General features: G+C 66.0%; 4 protein-coding genes. All 4 read left to right on the top strand.

The features are described 5' to 3' along the window. The coding region (locus tag EOA28_RS28810; protein ID WP_148670906.1) for a substrate-binding domain-containing protein at positions 1–362 on the top strand (362 nt) is incomplete at its 5' end. Positions 363–424: 62 nt separating this feature from the next. After that, positions 425–1,486, top strand: coding sequence for a substrate-binding domain-containing protein (locus EOA28_RS28805; protein ID WP_245463339.1), 1,062 nt, complete (start codon positions 425–427; stop codon positions 1,484–1,486). A 43-nt stretch (positions 1,487–1,529) separates the two neighbouring features. Then, positions 1,530–2,501, top strand: a complete 972-nt coding sequence (locus EOA28_RS28800) for an ABC transporter permease (protein ID WP_127252444.1) — start codon at positions 1,530–1,532, stop codon at positions 2,499–2,501. 13 nt (positions 2,502–2,514) lie between these two features. After that, positions 2,515–3,601 (top strand): alanine racemase (locus tag EOA28_RS28795; protein WP_128315534.1); only part of this gene is annotated, 1,087 nt, incomplete at its 3' end.

Here is a 3,601-nt window from a genome sequence, read left to right as displayed (position 1 = left end):
TGCTGCTGCAGCATCCCGATCTCGACGGCATCTATGTGACCTGGGCCGAGCCTGCCGACGGCGTGCTTTCGGCGCTGCGCGGCGCCGGCAACACCCACACCAAGATCGTCACGCTCGATCTTGCCGAGCCGGTCGCGCTCGACATGGTCAAGGGCGGCAATGTTGCCGCGCTCGTCGCCGACAAGGCCTATGAACTCGGCCGCGCCATGGCCGCCTCCGGCATGAAGTCGCTGCTTGCCCAGCAGACGCCCGCCTTCGTCGTCGCGCCGGCGCTGACCGTGACCAAGGAGAACGTCTCCCAGGGCTGGAAGGACTCGCTCAACCGCGACGCGCCGCAGTCGGTGCTCGACGCGGCGAAGTGAGCCGACGCTCCGGCTCGGCCTGCCGGGCCGGAGCTATCTTCCTGAACAAGAAGGGGAACGATATGCGCAAAGCATTTGGTATCATGACTGTATTGGCGAGCCTGTTCGCCGCCCACGCCTTCGCCGCCGAAGGCGTCACCACCGGGCCGAACGGCGAGAAGCCGGTTCCGGCGGCCTCGCTGACGCTGACGGCGGCGCAGGAACAGCAGATAAAGGACGGCAAGTTTACCGCGGCCCTCGTCTGGCACGAGATGAGCGAGTACACCAACGCGGTCAACGCTGGGGCGCGCGACGAGTTCAAGCGTCTCGGCATCGAGGTGGTGGCGCAGACCGATGCCGGCTTCGACGCCGCCCGCCAGAAGGCCGATGTCGAGACGGTGATGGCCAAGAAGCCGTCGATCATCCTGTCGCTTCCAGTCGATCCGGCGACCGCGGCCTCTGTCTACGATCCGGCCCGCCAGGCCGGCGTCAAGCTCGGCTTCGTCGACAATAGCCCGGCCGGCTACAAGCAGGGCACGGATTACGTCACCATCGTCTCCGACGACCTCTTCCAGATGGGCAACAAGGCCGGCATCGCCATGGCAGAGGCCCTCGGCAAGAAGGGCAAGGTCGGCTACATCTTCCACGACGCCGATTTCTACGTCACCAACCAGCGCGACGGCGCCTTCAAGAAGACCATCGAGCAGGACTATCCCGACATGCAGATCGCCGCCGAGGCCGGCATGGCCGATCCGGCGCGCTCAGAGGACATCGCGCAGGCGATGATCACCCAGCATCCCGACCTCGACGGCATCTATGTCACCTGGGCTGAGCCGGCGCTGAGCGTCCTCTCCGCCCTTCGCGCCGCCGGCAACACGCACACCAAGATCGTCACGCTCGACCTCAACGAACCGGCCGCGCTCGACATGGTCAAAGGTGGTAACATCGCAGCCCTTGTCGCCGACGAGGCCTATTCGATCGGCGTGACGCTGGCGCGAGCCTCCGCAGGCTCGCTGGTCGGCCTGAAGGCCGAGCCATTCTACGCGGTCGATTCCATCGCCGTCACCAAGGACACGGTGAAGGACGGCTGGAAGAAGTCGCTCAACAAGGACGTGCCCGCGACCATCGCGGACGCCATGAAATAGACGGCGTGGCAGGCTGCGAAGCACGCACCATCGGAGATCGAACATGACCAGCGCCAACACCGGCACCGAGATGGGCAGCTTCGCCAGCCGCTTCAATCTGCAGCAATATGTCGTCTATCTCGGCTTCCTGGCGATCTTCCTGTTCTTCGCCTTCATGCTGAGGGACAGCGGCTTCCTCACCGTCCGCAACCTCTCCAACATCGTGCTGCAGACGGCGCCGGTGACGATCATGGCGATCGGCCTCGTCTTCGTCATGTCGGCCGGCGAGATCGACCTTTCGATCGGCTCGATCGTGGCGGTATCGGCGCTCGCCGCTGCCGTCACCATCGCCTCCTACGGGATGGCGGCGGGAATCGTCGCCGGCCTGGGCGCCGGTATCCTGATCGGCCTCATCAACGGCGCGCTGGTCGCCTATGTCAGGCTGCCGTCCTTCCTGGTGACGCTGGCGACGATGGGCCTGTTCGCCGGCGTCTCGCGCTCGATGACCGACCTGCGTTCGATCTCGGTCACCAACGATGCCTTCACCGGTTTCTTTGGTTCCGGCTCGCTGCTCGGCGTGCCCTCGCTCATCTGGTGGACGGTGATCGCCATCGCCGTCGGCCACCTCGTCTACCGCGAGACGCGTTTCGGCGCGCATGTGCTGGCGACCGGCGACAACGCCCGCGCTGCAAGCGTTTCGGGCATCAGCGTGCCCAAGATCAGGCTCGCCGTGCTCACCATCAGCGGCGGGCTCGCGGGGCTCGCCGGATTGCTCTACGCCGGCCGCCTGCAGGCGGCGAAATACACGCTCGGCGAGACCGATCTGATGACGGTCATCGCCGCCGTCATCGTCGGCGGCACGCTGCTCAATGGCGGCAAGGGCTCGATCGTCGGTGCCCTCGTCGGCTCGCTGATGATGGGCATGCTGAACAACGGGCTGATCCTGATGGGCCTCTCGGTCTCCGACCAGATGATCGTGCGCGGCCTGATCATCCTCACCGCGGTCGCAGTGTCGCTGCGCGACAAATCCCGCTGAAGGAACCTTTTCCATGTTTCTCGACGTTCTGCGCCGCCGCAACCCCGCCCTCATCGAAGCGGCGATCGGCCTTCACCAGCAGGGCAAGCTGCCGGCCAACGCCTATGTGCTCGATCTCGACACGGTCGAGCGCAATGCAAAGGTCCTCAAGCAGGAAGCCGATCGGCTCGGCCTGAAGATCTTCGCCATGACCAAGCAGGTCGGCCGCTCGAGCTCCTTCTGCAAGGCGGTGATGCGCGGCGGCATCGAACGCGCTGTCGCGGTCGACATGGCCTGCGCGCGCGCCACGCATAAGGCCGGCATGAAGCTCGGCCATCTCGGCCATCTGCAGCAGATCGCGAAATTCGAGGCGGACGCGGCGGCAAGGACCTTCAAGCCGGACTATTGGACCGTCTTCAACGACACCAAGGCCGAGGAAGCAGGCAAAGGCGCCAAGGCGGCCGGCTATGTCCAGGACCTGCTCGCCCGCATCGCGGCCGAAGGTGACATTTTCTACCGCGGCCATGAAGGCGGCTTCGACGCCGGCGAAATTGTCGCCGTCGCTGACCGGCTGGATGCCGTTCCGGGCGGCCGCTTCGCCGGCATCACCACCTTCCCTGCCCTGCTCTTCAACCATGCCGCGCGTAAAGTGCTGCCGACGCCCAATCTGGCGACGCTGAGCAAGGCAGCCGAGGCGCTCGCCAAGGCGGGCCGCAAGGGGGTCGAAATCAACGCGCCGGGTACCACGTCGAGCGTCATGCTGGCCGCGCTGGCGGAAGCCGGCGCCACGCAATGCGAACCCGGCAACGGCCTGCACGGCGCCACGGCGCTGCATGTCATGGAAGACCTGCCGGAACTGCCTGCCGTGCTCTATCTCACCGAAGTGTCGCATCTGTCAGGCGGCAAGGCCTACTGCTTCGGCGGCGGCTTCTACATCGACCCGATCTTCCCGGACTATGACGTCAAGGCGATCGTCTCGGCCGAGCCGACCACCGCCGCGTCGGCGCTCAGAAGCGTCGAAGTGCCGCCGCCTTCGGCGATCGACTACTACGCCATGATCGACGCCGCCGGCGCTAATGCGCCGAGGCCCGGCGACAGCGCCGTCTTCGGCTTCCGCGGCC

The sequence above is a fragment of the Mesorhizobium sp. M2A.F.Ca.ET.067.02.1.1 genome (assembly GCF_004023285.1).
In the GTDB taxonomy this organism is placed as follows: Bacteria; Pseudomonadota; Alphaproteobacteria; order Rhizobiales; family Rhizobiaceae; genus Mesorhizobium.
Note: the sequence above shows the minus strand (reverse complement) of the source record. Positions and strands in the feature narration are given on the sequence as shown.

Coding starts and splice junctions, on each gene's coding strand:
- EOA28_RS28800 (WP_127252444.1), top strand. CDS start 1,530: ATGACCAGCGCCAACACCGGCACCGAGATGGGCAGCTTCGCCAGCCGC.
- EOA28_RS28805 (WP_245463339.1), top strand. CDS start 425: ATGCGCAAAGCATTTGGTATCATGACTGTATTGGCGAGCCTGTTCGCC.